The sequence below is a fragment of the Nostoc sp. NMS2 genome (assembly GCF_017115105.1).
Classification (GTDB): domain Bacteria; phylum Cyanobacteriota; class Cyanobacteriia; order Cyanobacteriales; family Nostocaceae; genus Nostoc.
In genome coordinates this window covers 1-16,225 of record NZ_JABXKH010000089.1, presented here as the reverse complement: position 1 = coordinate 16,225, position 16,225 = coordinate 1, and the positions used below count along the sequence as shown (strand labels likewise).

The following is a 16,225-nucleotide window of genomic DNA, read 5'->3' as shown; positions in this document are numbered from 1 at the left end:
GGGCATTTTTTTTGAACACAATCGAGTACTTCAAACGATGTTGCCTCTGGTTTTAGACTTTTTCTTGCCAAGTTTTCGTACCATTATTTCGCTACAAGGTCAAGATTACAGGATTTTTACTCTTCTCTAGTAAGTTTTACCACACTAGATATTTTTAACCTTGAATGAATGGTCATTTTTATATTTTGATGTTCTTAATAGTAGGGTATGTTTTCAATATATTAAACTACGTTAAATTGAGAGTTAAAATTCTCTCAATTTAGCATGGTTTAGGAGAATACAAAAATTGCAATTGCAAGCAAGCTTTAAGTAAGTAATACTAAGTGTATAAATTAAAACCTATCTATAAATTATTCAGTCAATAAGTAAGTTGGCACAATAAAACCAAACTATGTGAACAAAGATAAAGTAAATTAAAACCCTTATATCTCCTGCCTTCTCCGAAGGGGAGACGCTAAAAGCGATCTGCCTCCTGCCTTATCCCAACGAGAATTTTTACATCAGCTTACTTAGCCTTTTTGCTGATACCAGTCATTTATGAGCAAGCCAACTTATTTATTTAAGTCCACTAAACAGCGAATGGGCAAACAAAGCCGCTTGAGTGCGATCGCGCAAACTTAACCGACTCAGAATATTGGTAACATAATTTTTAACAGTGTTTTCTGAAAGAAACAGCGATTCCGCAATTTCACGGTTATTAGCTCCAGAAGCAATTAACCGCAACACATCTAATTCTCTGGGTGTAAGTTGCGCTAATTCTGGAGGGGGTTCCACGGATGGCACAGGTACGGCAATCGGTATGAGTGCTTTCTCAAACAATCCTGGGCCGAGTAGAGTTTGTCCCTTATAGACGGCTCGAATTGCCAACATAAGTTCATCAGGTTCGGTATCCTTGAGCAAATAGCCCTTTGCACCCACCCGCATCGCCTGGAAAACATACTCGTCATCATCAAAGGTTGTTAGGACGAGAACCTTAATGTCAGGATATTGTTGAGCGATCGCTTTTGTTGTAGCAACTCCATCCATTACAGGCATCCGAACATCCATAAGCACGATATCAGGTTGTAGTATGGGAATTTGTTCGAGTGCCCGTTGCCCATTCTCCGCTTCACCGATTACCTGAATCTCTGCATTCGACTCAAGCATACTCTTAAGTCCCTGGCGAATAAGATGCTGATCGTCAACTAATAAAATCTGAATCATACTAAAATACCAACAGCTTTGATAGTGGCAAAGAAACAGAAATACAGCAACCTGTTCCTAGTTGACTCTGGAGATTCAACTGAGCGCCCAGTGCAACCGCCCGTTCTCGCATCCCTTGTAGCCCAAATCCGGTTGTATTTTGGGTGGGGTTAAATCCTTTTCCATTATCTTCGATTGACAGATGAATCATCCCAGCGTCAGCCAGTAGTCCAACAGTGACACTTGTCGCCTGAGCGTGTTTACAAATATTTGTCAGCGATTCTTGCACAATACGGTATAAAGCTGTATTTACTTCTGTTGGTAAAGTGTGCGGCACGTCAATTTTACAGGATGGTTCAATACCTGTGGTTTGGTGAAAATCTGTCAGCAGCTTTTCAATAGCTGATTTGAGAGATTGCCCTTGCAAAGGATTTGAACGTAAAAGAGAAAGCGATCGCCGAATTTCTAGCAGCGCCTCAGCCCCCAATTCCTTTGCCTGTTTGAGAAATGTTAATGCTTTGTCATTATTTGATTCCCAGAACAACAGGGTGTTGTTAATCTGAATAGTTTGGGCAACTAGAGTGTGTCCTAACCCATCATGAATTTCGCGGGCAATTCGGTTACGTTCCTGTAAGGTTGCCTGATCTTCAATTCGTAGCGCATACTGACACAGTTGTTGATTGGTGATTTCTAATTGCAGGTGGGCAATTTCTAACTGCTCTCGACTTTGGCGCTCTGCAAGTAGAGCATTGATTAATAATAAAGCGAATACTAACGTTAAGCTAAACAATAATATATTACTTAATCGCCAATCCAAAGACATGGCGATTAGCTTTTCTCTCATAAACTTATCAGGTACAATCGGTCTTGATAAAACCAATGTTCCATAAGTAAGCAGAGATAAACCCAAGACAATCAACTGTCCCGATCGCTTAAATATTAGACAACTCCGCATCACCAGTACTAGACACAGTAGGAAAACGGAGCGACTAGATAAGCTATGTTGAGTTGTTGGCAGCAAAATTAGACCTAATTCGAGGGCTGTATAAAATAATTTTGTTTCCAGCTTAACCATCGGTAGTCTCAAACCCATCAAGCTGAAAGTTGCGATCGCGACAACTCGTAACAGCAACGACCAGGACAACTCAAACGGCAGCACAACTTCCATGAACATTGCCGTGGCTAATAACAGCCACTCTAGATAAAGCAACAGACGAAACGATGGGTAGGTCAAGAAAACCATAGAACTGTTCCAACTCAATGGCCTTTGTAACAAAACCATAGGTATTTTCACAATTTTAGAATGAAACTCTTCTTCCTATATAACGAATCTGTCTCTAGTATGAATAGAGCCGTTCCGACTGATTAAGCATTCCTAAATTAGGAAAAAAGTCACAATAACTTGAGTACTTTTTTACTGGTCAGGTTAGGAATTCTAGCTCATGCACAAATCTATCCCAACTTTTAAGATTAGCTGGTGTAAGTCAAGCAGCAACTTTTCAAACAAAAACCAGAGAAGTGAATGATTAAAAAACAGATAATTTTACCAACTCTTTTATTTGCAACTATCCTCATTGGAGGAATGACTGGTTGCACCAGTTCTAAGTCTCCTGACGTGTCTCAAGGAGACAACTCTGGGACAAAGGTGTCTGATACCAACACTTCTGCGCCAAGCTCTCCTGGCGCGAATACGCCGGAACGCGCCCAGAAGCGCGAAGCAATTCGCCAACAAGTTGAGGCAGTTCTGACCCCAGATCAAGTAAAGGAATTGTCAGCGAAATTGCAACAAGGTGAAAAAATGCGTAAAGCAGTGTTCAGTCTGAATCTCACGGCTGAACAAAAGACTAAAATTCAGGATATTTTTAAGACTGCCTATCCCCGGCGTAAAGGGTAATCTCAAGATAATTCCTAGTAGTTTTATCAAATAGAATTCAGGACGGGCTAAACGCCCCGCTATCGCTAACAGGAGTCAGAATACCCTTTCAGGGAAGCAAGCTACCGAATGAATTTTATCTGTATTATTCTTTAATAGTTAAAGTATGTTCAAGCAAAAATTGATTGTCAGGATAGAACTCGCTGTTATTGCAGCAATCTTGGCAGGAACTAGTCTCTACGCTTCTAAGGTTCTAGGTAAAACCCAACCTAGCCCTCAAAAACTGGTGGATGAGGTGTGGCAAATCTTAGATAAAAATTATGTTGATGCCAACTTTAACCATCAAGATTGGAAAGCAATTCGACAGCAATATCTTAGCCGCTCCTATAGTTCTAAGAAAGAGGCTTATGGCGCAATTCAAGAAATGGTGGCTAAATTGGGCGATCGCTACACGGAGTTTTACGACCCCCAGGAATTTAAAGCCCTAAATAGCGATATTTCTGGCAACCTCAGTGGTGTAGGGCTGGAACTGGCAGAGAATGAAAAGACTAAAGCTTTAACTGTCGTTGCCCCCATTGAAGCAACGCCTGCTTTTAAAGCGGGTATTTTGCCGGGTGATTTAATTGTCCAGATTAACGGTCAAATCACTCAGGGAATGAAAATAGAGGATGCCGTTAAGCGGATTGTGGGCCCGGTGGGAACTAAAGTAGTACTTACGATTAAACGGGGTAGCCAATCCCAAACTTTCAAACTTACCCGCGCCAATATTGCCATCCATCCTGTAACTTACAACACCCAAACAACGGCGGTCGGTAAGATTGGTTACATTCTTTTACCAGAGTTTACGCAAACTGCACCCGCCCAGATGCATCGGGCAATTGAAGCACTAGAAAAACAACAGGTGCAGGGCTACGTTTTGGATCTGCGTTCCGATCCAGGTGGACTGCTGGATGCGAGTTTGCAAATTGCCAGTATGTGGTTAAAGCAAGGAGCGATCGTGTCTTTGGTAAATCGAGATCGAGTTAAAGATAGCTACAATGCGTCGGGACATCCTCTCACCAACAAACCCTTAGTAATACTAGTCGATAAGGGATCTGCCAGCGCCAGCGAAATTCTGTCGGGAGCGCTGCAAGATGATAATCGCGCCACGTTAGTAGGGACTCGCACCTTCGGCAAAGGTTTAGTTCAAGCCGTAGAGCCACTGGACGATGGTTCGGGGCTGAAACTAACGATCGCCAAATACTACACACCCAAAGGTCGAGATATCAATCATGTCGGCATTGCACCAGATATTAACGTGGAGTTAAGCGAGGCACAACAGAAAGCATTAGTAGAAAACCGAACCTTGGGAACATTAGCCGATCCTCAGTATGCTAGCGCCGTTGCTGACTTGAGCAAATTGATTCAATCGGGGGTAAATCGTATGAGCTTGCAGGGTGGGAAATAAGTATTACCCATTTGCACCGACAGCAAATTTTACTTGTCATCAAGAATATGGAAGAAATACTGGAGGGATTTTCCAGACTTTACAATCGCATCCTGGAGATCAGCCGTTTTATTCTCGCGATCGTTAAGTTGTCATTTCTTCTAGGAGTTTCGCTCCTGTTTTTGCTGTTATTTGGCATTATCGATTTGCAAAGTAAGTTTCCCGATCTCAGTCTACCTGTAATTGTTTATCTAACAATTTTGGTGTTAATTGCTCTTTTGGAGCTAGTGCTTGATACCTGGTTTTTTTATAAAAATATTTATGGTTCTTCGAGTCACTATCTACGATTTTTTCCTAATCCAAAATACCCTAATTAATAGGCAGAGACTAACTCACTATGAGTAACTTAACATTCTCAGATACTAAAGCTAGTAACACAAACAAAGCTACAACTGATACAGTCCGTGCTTATCTTAAAGAAATTGGCAGGATACCTCTGTTAACCCAGGAGCAAGAAATTATTTTTGCCCAAGAAATTCAGCAGATGATGACAATACTTGCTGGATCAAAAAAACTGGCTGTTGAATTAAAGCGTACACCCACGCTGTCAGAATGGGCTAACCAGATGCAGTCAAGTGAACAGGAACTACTTCAGCAGCTAAATCAAGGGAAAAAAGCCAAGCAGAAAATGATGACGGCTAATCTCCGGCTGGTGGTATCAATTGCCAAGCAATATCAGAGACGTAATTTAGAACTGATGGACTTAATTCAAGAAGGTACATTAGGTTTGGAAAGAGGGGTTGAGAAATTCAATCCGGCTCTGGGATACAGATTTTCAACCTACGCTTATTGGTGGATTCGTCAAGGAATTACCAGAGCGATCGCCCAGCAAGGAAGGGCGATTCGATTACCCATTCACATCAATGAAAAATTAAACAGAATTAAGCGTGTTCAGCGAGAGCTATCTCAAACACTGGGTCGTATTCCCACCAGTACGGAAATTGCTAATGCACTTTCTTTAAAACCTAGTCAAATTCGAGAATTTCTGCTTTTGGCTCGTCAAACTATCTCTCTCGATATTCGGATTGGAGCAGATAAAGATATACAATTACAAGATTTAATAGAAGATTCCAGTTCTGGCAATGCCTATAGCACCGAGGAATCTCTCAATGAAGATGTGGAAATTTTATTGTCAAATCTGACTCGCCAACAACAAGAAGTATTAAATTTGCACTTTGGTTTGACAGACGGGAACGAACTTTCTTTAGAACAGATTGGTCAGCGTATGGGTATTAGTCGTGAACGAGTCCGGCAGATAGAAAAACAAGCTCTAAAACTTCTACATCGGCAGCTAAGTAAGTAATAAATCAGCAAAAAGCCCAGTCAATATTAAAGGATTTAAAATAATGAAACCTTTAGACTATGATTCTCTAAGTGATATTGAGCAATATTATGGGTTTGATTTAAATTACAAGGCGCATCGAACAAACCAGAAAAAACTAATCATTAATATCGGATTATTTCTGGTAGTAGTAGCTGTTGTGATTATGCTGTGATTTCCTCTTTAATATCAGGGATTCTGTGTCTAAAGTTCATTGTTTTGTCAAAGTTTTAGGGCTAAGATTTTTGTGCTGGTTCAAATTAAATTTGTATAAGCGCAAGTTCAAATAAAATTCTAGTTCGTAGTGAGCGATTCATCGCTCATAATAATGATTATTAGAACTAAAGTCCTGACTACAAACTTTAATTTATTTACGCCTAATTACTTACATTAAAATCCTCTGGAGGTTCTGATGAACCATGAAATTTCTAACGAGACTTTGACTGAGAACATTATAAAACCGGAGCTACCGCGATCGCCAAAAAAGCGATCGCCAAAAAAGATTACTTGGGTAATTTTGGGCGTGCTGTTGCTGGCTGGGCTGGGTTTATTTGCTATTCATGCGGGTGCAGCCAAGACAGATAAAACTGAAAAATCTGGCCGTAATAAACAGCAAGTGACACCTGTAACCGTGGCAATGGTGACACAAAAAACGGTTCCGGTGCAATTGCAGGCGATCGGGAATGTGCAATCGGGTTCTACGGTATCGATTACGCCCGAAGCTAGCGGACGGATTATTGGAGTTTATTTTAAGAAAGGTCAAGATGTGAAAAAGGGACAACTTTTGTTTACCCTAGATGACCGATCACAAACTGCTGCAATTCAGCAAGCTCAAGGAACTGTCGCCAAAGACCAAGCCTCGGTACAACAGGCTAGAGATACATTAACTAGAGACTTGGGTCAGGTAGACCAAGCTAGGGCGACTTTAATTAAAGACCAAGCCTTGGTGCGACAAGCCCAAGCGAATTTGGCCAAGGATCAAGCCCAAGCAGAATTTGCTCAGGGACAAAGCGATCGCTATGGTGCATTGTATAAGAAGGGCGCGATTAGTTTAGATCAAGCACAGCAATACGTTTCCAATAGCAAATCGGCTACAGCAACTCTACAAGCAGATCGAGAAGCGATCACTAATGCCCAAGCCGTTTTGAAAAGCGATCGAGTGGCGTTGACTAATGCCGGCGCAGTTGTCAAGGGCGATCAATCTGCGATCGCTAATGCTCAAGCCGTTGTCCGTTCCGACCAGGGAGCATTAGACAATACCAAAGTGCAATTATCCTACGCCAAAATTTATGCGCCGATTGATGGCCGCGCTGGCAATATTCTCGTGACTCAGGGCAATGTGGTGCAAGCTAACAGCACGACTCCACTTGTTACCCTGACCCAAATTCGCCCGATTCAAGTTGCTTTTTCCATTCCCGAAACAAATCTGCCCCAGGTACAAAAATATATGCAGAATGGCAAGCTGAAGGTAGATGTGACGTTCCCCGATAATCAAGCTCATTCCATACCAGGTACTTTGACATTTGTCAATAATACGGTCGATAACACCACGGGGACAATTCAACTGATTGGCGACTTTGATAATACTCAGGGACACTTGTTTCCCGGTCAATTTGTGAATGCAACGCTAACGTTGACCGAACAACCGAATGCAACGGTTGTCCCCAGCCAAGCCGTGCAGAATGGCCCGGATGGCCAGTTTGTGTTTGTAGTTAAGCCAGACATGACAGTGGAAAATGTCCCAGTTACAATTAGCAGCACCATTAATGGACTAGATGTGGTTCAAAAAGGGCCGCAACCAGGCGATAAAATCGTCACCGATGGTCAAGCGAATCTCGTTTCGGGGAGCAAAATCCGCATCAAAACAGGCGGTAATGACTCAAATGGAAATTCAAGAGGAAGGGGGGCAGGGGGCAGGGGGCAGGGGGGAGAATCCCAAAAGTCAGGCGGAGGTGATTCATGAACCTTTCAGAACCATTTATCCGCCGCCCGATCATGACAACTCTGGTGATGACGGCGATTTTGATTTTCGGTTTCATGAGTTATCGCTTGCTGCCAATCAGCGATTTACCCAGTGTGGATTATCCCACAATTCAGGTAAGCGCCTCCCGACCGGGAGCTAGCCCCGAAACAATGGCAGCATCGGTTGCCCGTCCTTTAGAGAAGCAATTTTCCAGCATTGCTGGACTCGATTCGCTCAACTCAACTAGCACTCTGGGACAGACTCAAATTACACTGCAATTCAACTTGAGTCGCAACATTGATGATGCGGCGCAGGATGTGGAAGCAGCCATATCAGGAGCATCGGGGCAAATTGCAACTGATTTACCCAATCCTCCCACTTACAGTAAAGTTAACCCCGCAGATCAACCGATTCTTTACCTTTATCTAGATTCTCCAACTCTGCCCCTTTCGCAGGTAGACAATTATGCCGAGACTTATTTGGCGCAAAAGCTATCTACAATTAATGGGGTGGCACAGGTAGCCGTCTACGGTTCCCAAAAGTATGCGGCTCGAATTCAACTCGATCCTCAGCAATTGGCAGCGCGGCAAATTGGGCTAGATCAGGTGGCGACGGCGATTCAACAGGGTAACGTTAATTTACCTACTGGCAGTCTTTCGGGAAATCATAAGAATTTTACAGTCCAAACTAACGGGCAACTTGAGGATGCGGCTGCTTATCGCCAGTTGATTGTGTCTTATAAAGATGGAATGCCCATCTATCTCAATCAACTGGGTAGAATTATTGACAGTGTAGAAAATGACAAAGTAGCAAGCTGGTACAACAATACCCGCGCCATTATTCTCACCATTCAAAGACAGCCCGGAACCAATACGGTACAAGTCGTAGACACGATTAAGAATTTGCTGCCAAAGTTACGAGAGCAAATTCCGGCATCCGTGGAAATTGGGGTTCTTTATGATGCGTCTCAGTCAATTCGAGATTCAGTAGATGATGTCAGATTTACATTGATTTTGACGATCGCTCTAGTTATCTTAGTAATTTTCATATTTTTGCGGAACCTCTCGGCGACGGTGATTCCCAGTTTGGCATTACCCGTTTCGCTGATTGGCACTTTTGCGGTGATGTATTTGCTGCACTACTCACTAGATAACCTGTCACTGATGGCGTTGACCCTTTCTGTAGGTTTCGTAGTAGATGATGCGATCGTCATGCTAGAAAATATCGTCCGTCATATAGAAATGGGGGAACGTCCCTTAGAAGCGGCGTTGAATGGTTCGAGAGAAATTGGTTTTACAATTCTGTCGATGACCCTTTCTTTGGTTGCAGTCTTCATCCCTATGTTGTTCATGAGTGAAGTACTGGGACGATTATTTCATGAATTTGCTGTAACGATCGCAGTTGCAATTCTCGTCTCTGGTTTTGTATCTTTGACTTTGACTCCCATGTTGTGCAGCCGTTTTCTGCGTCCTGTAAATCATGCTAATCAAAGTAAGTTATACCAAGCTTCAGAATATGTCTTCGATCGCTTCCTCGGTCTGTACGATTGGAGTCTGAAAAAAGTTTTAAAATATCACCGCACCACGATGATTTTATCTATATTTCTATTGGCGGTGACAGTTGGGTTGTTGGTGATAGTTCCCAAAGGTTTTATTCCTAGCGAAGATACCGGACAAATTACAGGCATTACCCAAGCAGCCGAGGATGCATCCTTCGATAATCTTGTCCAGCATCAGCAGACAGTTGCTAACCTGATCCGCCAAGACCCAAATGTAGATGCAGTCAACTCCAATATTGGGGCGGGAGCCAGTGCTAGTGGCGGTGGGGCAGCAGTTGCAGCCAATTCTGGCAGTTTGTTTATTCGGTTAAAACCGCGAGCGCAGCGCCAACTTAGTGCTGACGAAATCGTGCAAAATTTGCGAACTAAACTCGCCACTGTTCCAGGCATCCAAGTATTCTTACAAAATCCCCCGGCAATACCTATTGGCGCTCAACAAAGCACAGGACTTTATCAAGTTGCACTCCAGAGTTCGGATGTCAAGCCCTTACAGGAATATGTTCCTCAACTTGTTGTCAAGATGAAAGAGATGACAGAACTCCAGGATGTCAACAGCAATTTACAGTTTGCTTCCCAGATTCAAATTGACATTGACCGCGATAAAGCCTCAACTTATGGGATTACTGCCGAGGCAATCGAAAATACCCTGAGAAGTGCCTACGGTTCTTACCAAGTTTCAACCATCTATGCAGCGACCAATGAGTATCAGGTAATTTTGGAATTAGCACCCCAATATCAGGAGGATATCAATGCTTTGTTGACATTGTATATTAACTCCAGCACAGGAGTGGCAGTTCCTCTGAAGACATTCGCCAAACTATCTCAGGGAGTCAGCCCGTTAATGGTTAATCATAACGGTCGGATGAACGCCGCCACTATTTCCTTCAACCTCGCTCCCGGTGTGTCCTTGGGAAATGCCAACGAAGAGATTGAAAAACTGATCGATCGGGTAATTCCTGCCAACATTAGCACCAGCTTTCAGGGTGCAAGCCAGGTATTTCAAAGTTCATTGCCGAGTTTGGGTTTACTGTTAGCGATCGCCATCCTCGTAATTTATCTGATTTTGGGTGTTCTCTATGAAGATTTCATTCACCCGATTACGATTCTTTCCGGTTTGCCATCAGCAGGTTTTGGCGCATTGTTAACGCTGATGATATTCCATGTGGAACTCAACGTTTACTCCTTCATCGGCATAATTCTGTTGGTGGGCATCGTCAAGAAAAACGGGATTATGATGGTGGACTTTGCAATTGAAGCGCAGCGAAATGAATTGAAAAAGCCGTCTGAGGCAATTTATCAAGCCTGCCTAGTGCGCTTCCGCCCGATTATGATGACGACAATGGCAGCATTAATGGGAACCTTGCCTATTGCGATCGGATTTGGGGCTGGCTCAGAATCCCGCCGTCCTCTAGGGATTGCAGTTGTGGGCGGACTGGTATTTTCTCAAATATTGACCTTGTATTTAACGCCCGTGTTCTATATTTACATGGAATCATGGCGGAAAAAGCTCAGTCAAGTTAAATTCCGTCGGGTATTTTCATTTTCAGGTGGGCGATCGTGATATTCAACAATTCAAAATAAAAAAATACTCAACTAACTCTTGTGGGGTGGGCGACACGAGTGCCCCTAGTCCAAGGCGGGCAAGATGCCCACCCCACAAGATTGGATAATTTATTTGTTGGAAATCCGTCAACAAGCAATATCAGTCTTTCACATATACTCGATTTAACATCAATTCTGTAAAGGAAGGCTAGAGATGAAAATAATTTGGAATTACGAATTACGAAATAGCACTCCACTAAAATTTAGATATTAGCGTTTTGGGAATAATTACACTATGACTTTAGCACTAGAACAAGAAATTCCTCCCTTAAGTGAAGATGCAACAGGTGCAATTCGGGTAGGTAATACAAGGGTTTTGCTAGAACTGGTAATTCGTAGCTTTCAAGATGGTGCATCTCCTGAATCTATTGTTGGGCGTTACTCATCCTTGTCATTATCTGATGTATACCTGACAATTGGCTACTACCTTCGACATCAAGATGCTGTGGAAATATACCTCGCTCAACGCGAACAATTAGCTGAATCTGTTCATCAACGTCTTTCAAATGTTCAACCTGATTTGAGCTTAATTCGTTCTCGCTTATTAGCCCAGCAATAATTTGAAAAAATGTCAATGCTGAAGTTATTGAGTGATGAGAATTTCAATGGCGATATTGTGCGAGGACTATTTCTGCGTCAGCCAAATCTTGACTTACTTCGTGTTCAGGATGTTGGTTTGCAGGAAGTAGATGACCCAGCAATCTTAAATTGGGCAGCAGCGAGCGATCGCATAATCCTCACTCATGATCGGGCAACGATGCCAGATTTCGCTTACGAGCGATTATTAAAGGAAGAGCAAATGTTGGGTTTGTTCGTAGTCAACGATCGGATGCCCATTAGACAGGCAATTGACGAATTGCTGCTGCTGGTTAATTACAGCGATCAGTCTGAATGGAAGGGGATTGTTTTATATTTGCCCTTATGAAATATAAACCCAAAACAATACAGACTGAGCGATCGCATCTTCATCACATTTCTGGGATAACAAAACCCATGAACCTTTCAGAACCCTTCATCCGTCGTCCAGTCATGACCACCTTGGTGATGATCGGTATCCTCATCTTCGGTCTGATGAGTTATCTACTATTACCCATCAGTGCCCTACCCAACGTTGAATATCCTTTTATTTCTGTCTCTGCTAGTCTCCCAGGTGCCACCCCAGAAACAATGGCATCTTCAGTCGCCGCACCCCTAGAAAGACAGTTTACCGAAATTGCCGGACTCAATTCATTTAATTCCACTAGTTCAACTGGCAGCACCAACATCTCCCTACAATTTGACTTTAGCCGCAGAGTTGAGGATGCCGCCAAAGATGTGCAGGCAGCCATCTCAGCCGCCGCCGGACAACTACCCGCCGGAATGCCTCACCCGCCCACTTACCGCAAAGTCAACCCCTCTGTCTCACCAGTTCTCTTCCTTTATATGTATTCTGAGACACAGCCGATCTCAACAGTAGATGAATACGCGGAGGTAACAGTTGGTCAGCCAATCTCGATGATTGATGGCGTTGCTCAGGTACAGGTTTTTGGTCAACAGCAATATGCAGTCCGCGTTCAGGTTGATCCACGAGAGTTGGCATCAAGGGGAATTGGTCTAAATCAGGTAAAAACTGCCATTCAACAAGGAAATGTCAATTTACCAACAGGTAGTCTGTCTGGCACTTACAAAAGTTATACAATTCAGGCAAATGGTCAACTTACCGACGCTGCCAGCTATCGCCAGTTGATTGTAAGCTACAAAAATGGTGCTAACGTGCGACTCCAGGATGTGGGACAGGTGATTGACAGCGAACAAAATGTCAAAGTCTCAAATTTGTATAGCGATCGCAAGGTGACAAACCGCCATTCGGTTGTTCTCGCTGTACAGCCGCAGCCGGGAGCTAATACTGTAAATATCGTTGATGCCATCCAAAAACTTTTACCTACACTCCGCGAACAAGTTCCCAAATCTATTGAGATGGGGATTATGTACGATCGCTCCCAAACAATTCGAGCCTCTGTCAGCGATGTAAAATTTACTTTGGTTCTCTCGGTTTGTCTAGTTGTCTTAGTAATTTTCTTATTCTTACGTGATACAACTGCGACGCTGATACCCAGTTTGGCGCTTCCTGTAGCGATCATTGGCACTTTTGCGGCGATGTATCTGTCGGGCTTCTCCCTAGACAACCTCTCCCTCATGGCGTTGACCCTTTCTGTGGGCTTTGTGGTGGATGATGCGATCGTAGTGTTGGAAAATATCGTGCGTTATCGGGAAATGGGCGAATCTCCCTTAGACGCGGCATTGAAGGGATCGAGGGAAATCAGCTTCACCATTTTGTCAATGACTCTCTCTTTGGTGGCGGTGTTCATCCCCATCATGTTTATGAGTGGAATAATCGGTAAATTATTTCATGAATTTGCCGTGACGATCGCTGTGGCAATTTTGATTTCGGGTTTTATTTCCCTCAGTCTCACCCCAATGTTATGCAGTCGTTTCTTAAGTTCATCTCATCAGCAAAGACCAAATCTGGTATATCGCGTCTCAGAACGAGCATTTGATTTACTACTGCAAGGATATGATTGGACGCTCAAGCCGATCTTAAAATACCGCTTGATGACCCTGATCGGTTCTGGTATTCTGCTGGTAATGACTGTCTATCTATTCGTCATCGTTCCCAAAGGCTTTATTCCCACCGAAGACACCGGGCAACTGATGGGGAACACTAAAGCAGCGCAAGATATTTCTTTTGATGATATGCTGCGTCACCAGCAAAAGGTTGTTGATATCATTCGTCAAGACCCCAACATTGAAGCAGTTGATTCGATTGTGGGTGCAAGTGGCCCTAATCCATCGGTCAACTCTGGGCGAATTACAATTATGCTCAAGCCACGTTCTCAACGGAAACTGAGTGCCGACGAAATCATTCAAGAGCTAACCCCCAAGTTAAGGCGGACAACTGGGATTAAGACATTCCTCCGCTCTCCTCCAGCTATTCCTATTGGTGGACAACAAACCAATTCTACTTATCAGTTCACGTTGCAGAGTTTAAATCTGCAAGACTTGCGCCAATACGTTCCTAAACTTGTAGATAAAGTCAAAACCCTACCAGGACTCCAGAATGTTGACACCGATTTACAACTCAGCACTCCCCAAATCCAAGTCAAATTTGACCACAACAAAGCTGCAACCCTTGGCATTACCGCCCAACAAGTTGAACAAACCCTCAGCGCTGCTTATGGTTCTAGCCAGGTTTCCACTATATATACCCCAAATGACCAATTTTATGTAATCTTAGAAGTGAAACCGGAGTTTCAACGAGATCCTAGCGCCTTATCGATGCTCTATGTGCAATCTAGTACTGGGAAATTTGTTCCCCTAAGTGCGATCGCTAATATCACTCAAAATGTCGGCCCTCTCACCGTTACTCACGTTGCTCAACTCCCCTCTGCAACTATCTCTTTTGACACGCTCCCAGGAACATCTCTAAGTCAAGCTACAGATGCTATCAAGCAAGCAGCCAGTGAGCTATTACCCTCAACAATTACCCCCAGCTTTCAAGGTTCAGCCCAAACCTTCCAACAATCCTTCAACGATTTAGGTGTATTGTTGCTGGTGTCTATTTTAGTAATTTATCTGATTCTCGGTATCCTCTATGAAGATTTCATTCACCCAATCACCATTCTTTCCGGTCTGCCTTCGGCGGGTTTTGGCGCATTACTGACGCTGCTGATTTTCCAGGTTGATTTAAATCTTTACTCTTTCATCGGCATCATTCTGCTAGTGGGCATCGTCAAGAAAAACGGCATTATGCTAGTGAATTTTGCCATTGAAGCGCAGCGAAAGGAAGGAAAAAATTCCTTTGATGCCATCTATACCGCTTGCTTGACTCGCTTCCGCCCAATTATGATGACGACGATGGCAGCTTTAATTGGCACGCTCCCCATTGCTCTGGGTACAGGAGTAGGTTCAGAAGCGCGTCGCCCTTTAGGGATTGCGATCGTTGGTGGATTGCTGTTTTCTCAGATATTGACTCTCTATCTAACTCCAGTGTTTTACATTTACATGGAAACATTGCGGAAAAATCTTAGGAGCGTGGATTAAATAAAGTGTAATACAACAATACTGTAGCCAAATTACGAGGGTTAAACGGCTGTAGAAGCATTGTGAATACGACCAAAAGAGGTAAGCTTGGCAAAAATCTGGGATAATAAAATAGGCTCTGGTGGTTCTGGAAGCATTTTTAACATTTCACGAACATATCGAAAACCACGACAATAAGCCTGAAGATCAACAATGCCAGAGCCAGGATTATCTTGACGGAACTGAGCTAGAAGATAATGAGACAAATTGACCATAAAAAATGGTAACCGTTCACGGGGTGTACAAAAAAATGCCCGATATTAAATTCAATGAAATCAGCACAAAAACTAGCCTAGATTAGATTTTTTACTGATTATTCTTAATAACCCAAAGTTCTATACTGCCTTGCAAATCGTCTTTAACTACTTTAGGCATAGTTTGTCAATGACACTAAATCGGCTAAAAAGCTTGCTGAACAAAGTTTTGAGGCTTTGTAGTAAATTCTCTCCCCCCCCGTGAACGGTTACCTTGAAGGCAGTGCATCTATGGGCTAGAAGATGCCCTCAGAAGAGCTAATTTTGTCAAAGTTGCTGAAACCATTTATTATGAGCAAGTGAAACAGTAACTTGCTCTAATATTTAATTTAAAGAGGAAGAATAACGCTTTCTGCGGCTCCCTTAAATGGTAGAGTCAAATAAGTTAGTTCTGCTCCCGCTCGGTTTACTACAAAGCCTAAGCCTCTGGTCTTAATCGCCACGGTATCAAACTCTTGTTTTTGACCATTTTGGAGATTTACAGGTGGTAGCACCAAAGTTAACTGCAACTGACCCTGATCTGCATTTGGTTTTAAGGTGACAGTAATCAGTAAACCTAGAGGGGTATTTTGTTTCCTGATTGCCTTGCCTCGAAAAGTAAATTCACCCTCTGGGCCTTGATAAGTTAGTTGTGAAGCTCCTGGTGGGTCGTCTACTCGCACTGGGCCTGGCGCTTGAGGAAAGAAAACAATTTGTGTAGTTCTGATTGGATCAGTAAAAGTATATTGATTTGCTTGATTAAATCGAGTTACATCTGCTAATTTTTGGGCAGGTTTGAAATCAACTGCTCCAACAGGCGCACAGATGCCTACTAGACATCTCCGAAAACGATCAAAGGCTTTATGTGGCTAGGCTATAGTCCGTAAA

General features: G+C 43.1%; 13 protein-coding genes and 1 pseudogene. 10 read left to right on the top strand and 4 right to left on the bottom strand.

All coding sequences use genetic code 11. From position 1 onward, the window contains the following. Positions 1-555 precede the first annotated feature (555 nt). Together HWQ36_RS16500 and HWQ36_RS16495 are read right to left on the bottom strand one after the other, a co-directional pair. Complete coding sequence (locus HWQ36_RS16500) at positions 556-1,203, bottom strand: response regulator transcription factor (protein WP_292704765.1); 648 nt, start codon at positions 1,201-1,203, stop codon at positions 556-558. A 1-nt stretch (position 1,204) separates the two neighbouring features. After that, on the bottom strand, positions 1,205-2,425 hold the full coding sequence (locus tag HWQ36_RS16495; RefSeq protein WP_292704763.1) for a sensor histidine kinase: 1,221 nt from the start codon (positions 2,423-2,425) through the stop codon (positions 1,205-1,207). A 279-nt stretch (positions 2,426-2,704) separates the two neighbouring features. On the opposite strand from HWQ36_RS16495, the gene HWQ36_RS16490 reads away from it, so the two are divergent. The 10 genes from HWQ36_RS16490 (at position 2,705) to HWQ36_RS16445 (ending at position 15,065) form a co-directional block, all read left to right on the top strand. Then, a complete protein-coding gene (locus HWQ36_RS16490) occupies positions 2,705-3,076 on the top strand; it encodes a hypothetical protein (RefSeq protein WP_292704761.1) in 372 nt (123 codons plus the stop codon). Between the two features lie 145 nt (positions 3,077-3,221). Next, positions 3,222-4,502: a S41 family peptidase gene (locus HWQ36_RS16485; RefSeq protein WP_292704759.1), complete on the top strand. Its 1,281-nt coding sequence runs from the start codon at positions 3,222-3,224 to the stop codon at positions 4,500-4,502. Between the two features lie 47 nt (positions 4,503-4,549). After that, positions 4,550-4,858 (top strand): hypothetical protein, encoded by a 309-nt coding sequence (locus HWQ36_RS16480; protein WP_292704757.1) that lies wholly within the window; start codon positions 4,550-4,552, stop codon positions 4,856-4,858. A 20-nt stretch (positions 4,859-4,878) separates the two neighbouring features. After that, positions 4,879-5,844, top strand: a complete 966-nt coding sequence (locus HWQ36_RS16475; protein WP_292704755.1) for an RNA polymerase sigma factor, RpoD/SigA family — start codon at positions 4,879-4,881, stop codon at positions 5,842-5,844. 43 nt (positions 5,845-5,887) lie between these two features. Beyond that, positions 5,888-6,037, top strand: coding sequence for a hypothetical protein (locus HWQ36_RS16470; protein ID WP_292704753.1), 150 nt, complete (start codon positions 5,888-5,890; stop codon positions 6,035-6,037). 237 nt (positions 6,038-6,274) lie between these two features. Continuing rightward, positions 6,275-7,825, top strand: coding sequence for an efflux RND transporter periplasmic adaptor subunit (locus HWQ36_RS16465; protein ID WP_292704751.1), 1,551 nt, complete (start codon positions 6,275-6,277; stop codon positions 7,823-7,825). Next, positions 7,822-10,944: an efflux RND transporter permease subunit gene (locus tag HWQ36_RS16460; protein ID WP_292704749.1), complete on the top strand. Its 3,123-nt coding sequence runs from the start codon at positions 7,822-7,824 to the stop codon at positions 10,942-10,944. The genes HWQ36_RS16465 and HWQ36_RS16460 overlap by 4 nt, the downstream gene beginning before the upstream one ends. 276 nt (positions 10,945-11,220) lie before the next feature. Continuing rightward, positions 11,221-11,544: a DUF433 domain-containing protein gene (locus tag HWQ36_RS16455; RefSeq protein ID WP_292704747.1), complete on the top strand. Its 324-nt coding sequence runs from the start codon at positions 11,221-11,223 to the stop codon at positions 11,542-11,544. A 9-nt stretch (positions 11,545-11,553) separates the two neighbouring features. Next, positions 11,554-11,910 carry a DUF5615 family PIN-like protein gene (locus HWQ36_RS16450; RefSeq protein WP_292704745.1) on the top strand — a complete coding sequence of 119 codons (357 nt, stop codon included), beginning with the start codon at positions 11,554-11,556 and terminating at the stop codon, positions 11,908-11,910. Further along, complete coding sequence (locus HWQ36_RS16445) at positions 11,907-15,065, top strand: efflux RND transporter permease subunit (RefSeq protein WP_366829146.1); 3,159 nt, start codon at positions 11,907-11,909, stop codon at positions 15,063-15,065. The genes HWQ36_RS16450 and HWQ36_RS16445 overlap by 4 nt, the downstream gene beginning before the upstream one ends. A gap of 41 nt (positions 15,066-15,106) precedes the next feature. Here HWQ36_RS16445 and HWQ36_RS16440 read toward each other — a convergent pair. Together HWQ36_RS16440 and HWQ36_RS16435 are read right to left on the bottom strand one after the other, a co-directional pair. After that, positions 15,107-15,325: pseudogene (locus HWQ36_RS16440) on the bottom strand (IS4 family transposase); the annotation flags it as partial. A gap of 362 nt (positions 15,326-15,687) precedes the next feature. Next, positions 15,688-16,020: a hypothetical protein gene (locus tag HWQ36_RS16435; RefSeq protein WP_292704743.1), complete on the bottom strand. Its 333-nt coding sequence runs from the start codon at positions 16,018-16,020 to the stop codon at positions 15,688-15,690. Positions 16,021-16,225: the final 205 nt, after the last annotated feature.

What these genes read in the sequence shown, in the direction of transcription:
- HWQ36_RS16500 (WP_292704765.1), bottom strand. Translation starts at nt 1,203, where the DNA reads ATGATTCAGATTTTATTAGTTGACGATCAGCATCTTATTCGCCAGGGA.
- HWQ36_RS16495 (WP_292704763.1), bottom strand. Translation starts at nt 2,425, where the DNA reads ATGGTTTTCTTGACCTACCCATCGTTTCGTCTGTTGCTTTATCTAGAG.
- HWQ36_RS16490 (WP_292704761.1), top strand. Translation starts at nt 2,705, where the DNA reads ATGATTAAAAAACAGATAATTTTACCAACTCTTTTATTTGCAACTATC.
- HWQ36_RS16485 (WP_292704759.1), top strand. Translation starts at nt 3,222, where the DNA reads ATGTTCAAGCAAAAATTGATTGTCAGGATAGAACTCGCTGTTATTGCA.
- HWQ36_RS16480 (WP_292704757.1), top strand. Translation starts at nt 4,550, where the DNA reads ATGGAAGAAATACTGGAGGGATTTTCCAGACTTTACAATCGCATCCTG.
- HWQ36_RS16475 (WP_292704755.1), top strand. Translation starts at nt 4,879, where the DNA reads ATGAGTAACTTAACATTCTCAGATACTAAAGCTAGTAACACAAACAAA.
- HWQ36_RS16470 (WP_292704753.1), top strand. Translation starts at nt 5,888, where the DNA reads ATGAAACCTTTAGACTATGATTCTCTAAGTGATATTGAGCAATATTAT.
- HWQ36_RS16465 (WP_292704751.1), top strand. Translation starts at nt 6,275, where the DNA reads ATGAACCATGAAATTTCTAACGAGACTTTGACTGAGAACATTATAAAA.
- HWQ36_RS16460 (WP_292704749.1), top strand. Translation starts at nt 7,822, where the DNA reads ATGAACCTTTCAGAACCATTTATCCGCCGCCCGATCATGACAACTCTG.
- HWQ36_RS16455 (WP_292704747.1), top strand. Translation starts at nt 11,221, where the DNA reads ATGACTTTAGCACTAGAACAAGAAATTCCTCCCTTAAGTGAAGATGCA.
- HWQ36_RS16450 (WP_292704745.1), top strand. Translation starts at nt 11,554, where the DNA reads ATGTCAATGCTGAAGTTATTGAGTGATGAGAATTTCAATGGCGATATT.
- HWQ36_RS16445 (WP_366829146.1), top strand. Translation starts at nt 11,907, where the DNA reads ATGAAATATAAACCCAAAACAATACAGACTGAGCGATCGCATCTTCAT.